This is a genomic window from Arthrobacter sp. 2YAF22_2, assembly GCF_052114645.1.
GTDB lineage: Bacteria > Actinomycetota > Actinomycetes > Actinomycetales > Micrococcaceae > Arthrobacter.
In genome coordinates this window covers 1-4,717 of record NZ_JBFRFD010000293.1, presented here as the reverse complement: position 1 = coordinate 4,717, position 4,717 = coordinate 1, and the positions used below count along the sequence as shown (strand labels likewise).

The 4,717-nt window shown below is 69.1% G+C and carries 4 protein-coding genes; all 4 read right to left on the bottom strand.

The window, feature by feature from the left end; all coding sequences use genetic code 11:
* Positions 1 to 35: 35 nt before the first annotated feature.
* Positions 36 to 1,244 carry a cell division protein FtsZ gene (gene ftsZ, locus AB4Y86_RS12425; protein WP_441402530.1) on the bottom strand — a complete coding sequence of 403 codons (1,209 nt, stop codon included), beginning with the start codon at positions 1,242 to 1,244 and terminating at the stop codon, positions 36 to 38.
* A 293-nt stretch (positions 1,245 to 1,537) separates the two neighbouring features.
* Positions 1,538 to 2,392 (bottom strand): cell division protein FtsQ/DivIB, encoded by an 855-nt coding sequence (locus AB4Y86_RS12420; protein WP_441402529.1) that lies wholly within the window; start codon positions 2,390 to 2,392, stop codon positions 1,538 to 1,540.
* Positions 2,385 to 3,797 carry a UDP-N-acetylmuramate--L-alanine ligase gene (gene murC, locus AB4Y86_RS12415; protein WP_441402528.1) on the bottom strand — a complete coding sequence of 471 codons (1,413 nt, stop codon included), beginning with the start codon at positions 3,795 to 3,797 and terminating at the stop codon, positions 2,385 to 2,387. Before murC ends, AB4Y86_RS12420 begins: the two co-directional genes overlap by 8 nt.
* A 76-nt stretch (positions 3,798 to 3,873) precedes the next feature.
* Positions 3,874 to 4,717 (bottom strand): UDP-N-acetylglucosamine--N-acetylmuramyl-(pentapeptide) pyrophosphoryl-undecaprenol N-acetylglucosamine transferase (locus AB4Y86_RS12410; protein WP_441402527.1); only part of this gene is annotated, 844 nt, incomplete at its 5' end.

Here is a 4,717-nt window from a genome sequence, read left to right as displayed (position 1 = left end):
GTGCCATGCTGCTTTGGCGGTAACGGACGCGCGGCCTACTTCAGGAAGTCGGGAACGTCSAGGTCATCCGAATGGCGTCCGGACAGATCCGGCTCGACCACCGAGGGAAGGTCGACGTCGAAGCCCGAGTCGGCAGGCAATGCCGACGAACGCTGCTGACCCCAGTTGCTCAGCCCAGAAGCGCCGACACCGGCGTGCTGCGGCTGGGCCGGCGCCGAGGCGGGAGCCTGGGCGGGCGCGGGGGTGGCGGGCCGCGCCGGAGCGGGCAGCGACTGGTCCATCGACGGCGAAGTGGCCTTGACGTCGTCGAACCCGGCCGCGATCACGGTCACGCGGGCCTCGTCGCCGAGGGCGTCGTCAATCACGGCGCCGAAGATGATGTTGGCTTCGGGGTGGGCGACTTCCTGAACGAGGCGGGCGGCCTCGTTGATCTCGAACAGACCCAGGTCCGAGCCGCCCTGGATGGACAGCAGGACACCGTGGGCGCCGTCAATCGACGCCTCCAGCAGCGGCGAGGCGATGGCCAACTCGGCGGCCTTGACCGCACGGTCTTCGCCGCGGGCCGAGCCGATGCCCATCAGTGCGGAGCCCGCACCCTGCATCACGGACTTGACGTCGGCGAAGTCAAGGTTGATCAGGCCCGGAGTGGTGATCAGGTCGGTGATGCCCTGGACACCGGACAGCAGGACCTGGTCGGCGGAACGGAAGGCATCCAGCACCGAAACGTTGCGGTCGCTGATCGAGAGCAGCCGGTCGTTCGGGATGACGATCAGGGTGTCGACTTCGTCGCGCAGGGCGTCGATGCCGGCTTCGGCGGAACCGGCGCGCCGGCGTCCCTCGAAAGTGAACGGGCGGGTGACGACGCCGATGGTCAGGGCGCCCAGCGAGCGGGCGATCCGGGCCACGACGGGGGCGCCGCCGGTGCCGGTGCCGCCGCCTTCGCCAGCGGTGACAAAGACCATGTCCGCGCCCCGGATGACCTCTTCGATTTCGTCGGCGTGGTCCTCCGCAGCCTGCTTGCCGACCTCAGGATTCGCACCGGCCCCAAGGCCGCGGGTCAGCTCACGTCCGACGTCGAGCTTGACGTCGGCGTCGCTCATCAACAGCGCCTGCGCGTCGGTGTTGATGGCGATAAATTCGACGCCGCGAAGACCGACTTCGATCATGCGGTTGACTGCGTTCACGCCACCGCCGCCGATGCCGACGACCTTGATGACGGCCAAGTAATTCTGCGGAGCTGCCACGTTACGTGTCCCTTGTTCGTGTTTATTGCGAAAACTGATGGAGTCAAGCTTGAAGCCCGAGAGGTTAACCTTCTAGTTGAAGGTTATAGTTATGTCAAGTAACTCATGTCTGTGACGCTATTTCCTATGCCGGGGACATTCAATAACCGGCTCCGCGTGTCGCGGTAATACCGAGAAAATACCCAGCGTTTGTGTCCGCGGGTCGCTATTAGCGCCGGTTGGGCAGCACCGGTCGCGGCCCGGGCACCTATAGGACTATCGCCCGGCCGCGCGCCGATGTAAGTAGTTGGCAACTATCGCGTGACCGGATGCCGCGGCACACTGACGTCGTAGACCCGGACCGGATTTTTCGGATCGGCGGGCGCCTTCAGYAGCGCCGCGAGCACCTTAGCCTTGAGCTCCTTCTCCCCTTCGTTGCCCCAGACAATGGTCTGTCCGTCCACCAGCTTGAGTTCGACCGCATCGACCGACTTGGCCGAGGCGTCGGAGAGCCGCGCGAGCACGTCGGCCGGAAGCGCCCCGAGAACGGCGGTAATGGCATGGAACAGGTCCTGGGGCAGCGCGCCCGCACCGCCGTCGATGACCGGGAGCTTCACCGAGGAAGGATCGGGCGTGGTGCTGAGCTGGACGCCGTCGGCATCCACCAGCTGGAAGACGTCCGCCTGCTTGACCAGCGCCACCGGGACCCGCTCGGTAATCTTTACCTCCAAGGTGGACGGCGGCCGCGCCTCGGTGGTGACCGCCTTGACCTGGACGAGCGGCTTCAGCAGGCCGCTGACGTCCTGATCGCTGATCTGCGGCAGCGGCTTGCCCTGCAGCGGAGCCAGCGCGGCCTTGACCTGGTCCGGACTGAGCATCCGGGTACCTTCCACCGTGACCGTTTGGAGCGCCAACCACGGCGAGTAGACGGCGGCTGCCACGATTCCCGCGATCAACACCGCCATCACCCCCACCGTGCTGAGCACGATCCGGCGGCGCCGTTTGGCCTTCGGCTCGGGGAAAGACAGCACATTGCCACGGCCGGGGCCTGGTGAGGCGGTTCCTGCCGTGCCCGGTCCTGTTGGTGCCGCCGGGGTGTCCGATTTGGACGCCGAGATGACGTCCGACGGTCCCCCGGAGCCGTACCCGGGGCCGCGCGTGCTAGCCACCGGGCGCCGCCAGGGTCAACGCCTCAACGATTCGGGGACCGTAGGCGGTGACGTCCCCGGCACCGACTGTCAGCACGATGTCGCCGGGCGCGGCGACCTCCAGGACGGCCTGCACGGCGTCGTCACCGGACCCCACGAGCCGGCCGCGGTCCCCGAGGTGGTTAGCGATCAGCTGGCTGCTCACGCCCGGGATGGGGTCTTCCCGCGCCGGATAGATGTCCAGTACCAGGGCGGTGTCCGCCGTGTTGAGGGCGTCTGCGAACTGATGGGCAAATTCCCGGGTCCGGGAGAACAGATGCGGTTGGAACAAGACGTGGACCCGGTGATCTCCGGCCACCGATCGGGCCGCGGCGAGGGCAGCGTGCACCTCGGTGGGATGGTGGGCGTAGTCGTCGTAGACCCGCACGCCCCGGCCCAGACCCTTGAATTCGAAACGGCGCGAGGCCCCGGAGAAGTTCGCCAGCGCGCCTGCCGCCGCCTCGGGAGCGACGCCGAGCTCCAGCGCGACGGCGAACGCGGCTGCAGCGTTCAACGCGTTGTGCCGGCCCGGCACCTGCAGCTGGACGTCGAAGCGTCCCGCCGGCGTCGAGATCCAGACATCGCCCGGGCCGCCGTCGTGCAGCTTCACATCCGCGTCCGCGGCTGTGCCGTAGAGGACGACCCGGGTGTGGGCCTGTTCGCGGGTGCGCAGCGCAAGGGCGCGCGCGCCGTCGTCGTCCGCGCAGGCGACCAGCAGGCCGTCCACGGGGAGCAGCGCGGCGAAGCGGTCGAACGAGGCGTAGACGGCTTCCGCCGTGCCGTAGTGGTCCAGGTGGTCCGGTTCGACGTTGGTCACCACCGCGATCTGCGGGCGGTAGTTCAGGAACGACCCGTCGGACTCGTCGGCTTCCGCGACGAACACCGGGGACGTGCCGGAAGCCGCGTTGACGCCGAGGGCGGGGACGTTGGCGCCGATCGCGAAGGACGGATCCATCCCGGCGCCCTGCAGGAGCACGGTGATCATCGACGTCGTGGTGGATTTGCCGTGCGTGCCGGCCACCGTGACGGCCGTGTCCTGCGCCATGGTGGCGGCCAGTGCCTCGGAGCGGTGCAGCACCGGCAAGCCGGCGGCGCGGGCAGCGGCCAGTTCGGGGTTGTCGGCGCGGATCGCCGAGCCGGCGACGACGGTCTGCGCATCGCCGAGGTTCGCGGCGCCGTAGCCGACGGCGATCCGGGCTCCGGCGGCGGCGAGCTCGGCCATGACCGGCAGGTCCTTGGCGTCGGAGCCGCTCACGGGGACGCCCCGGGCAACCATGATGCGGGCGACGGCGGACATCCCCACACCGCCGATGCCGATGAAGTGCACGCGCCCCAGCGAATCCTGGGTACGGGCGGCCGGCGGGGTGCTGTTCCGGGCCTGGGTCATTGCTCTACCGCTTCCTGCCTGCTGTTCAAGGTCACCGCTGTTCAAGGTCACCGCTGTTCTTCAAGGTCACTGCCGTTCACTGCTCACGCTTGCTGGGACCACCGGCGCTGGGTTCGCTGTTGCCAGGGCCCCGTCCGGTCGTGGACTGCGCGGCCTCGAGGACCAGGGCGGCCATCTGCCGGTCGGCGTCCCGGATGCCGAGCTGTTCGCCGGCGGCGGCCATCTGGTCCAGCTGCGCGGCATCACGCAGCAGCGGGACGATGTGCCCGCTGACCCAGCCGGCGTCGAAGTCCGCGTCCTCGACCAGCACCGCGGCGCCGGCATCGACCAGCCCGGCCGCGTTCAGCGCCTGTTCGCCGTTGCCGATCGGAAGCGGGACAAAAACCGCGGGGACGCCGACGGCGGCGACCTCGCAGACGGTCGCGGCGCCGGAGCGCGCCAGGAGCAGGTCGGCGGCAGCGTAGGCCAGTTCCATGCCGTCCACGTACTCGACCTGCCGGTAGCCGGGTGCCTCCAGCMGCCTGCCCTGGGCGTCATGGACGGTCTTGCCCCGCCCGGTGATGTGCAGGGTCTGGATGCCGGCCTCGGCAAGGGCGGCAACCGAGGCGGCGATGGCACGGTTGATGCTCTGCGCACCGGAGGAGCCGCCGGTGACGATCAGGGTGGGTTTGTCCTGCTCGAGCCCGAGTGCTGTGCGGGCGGCGGCGCGGGAAGCGCGCCGGTCCAGACCGGAGATTTCGCGGCGCATTGGCATTCCGACGTGCCGCGCGCCGCGGAGCCGAGTGGCGGCGAACGCGACGGCGACGTGCTGGCTCAGCCTGGCACCGACCATGTTCGCGAGCCCTGGCCGGGTGTTCGCCTCATGGACGACGATAGGGATCTTGCGCCGCCAGGCGGCAAGGTACAGCGGGGTGCAGACG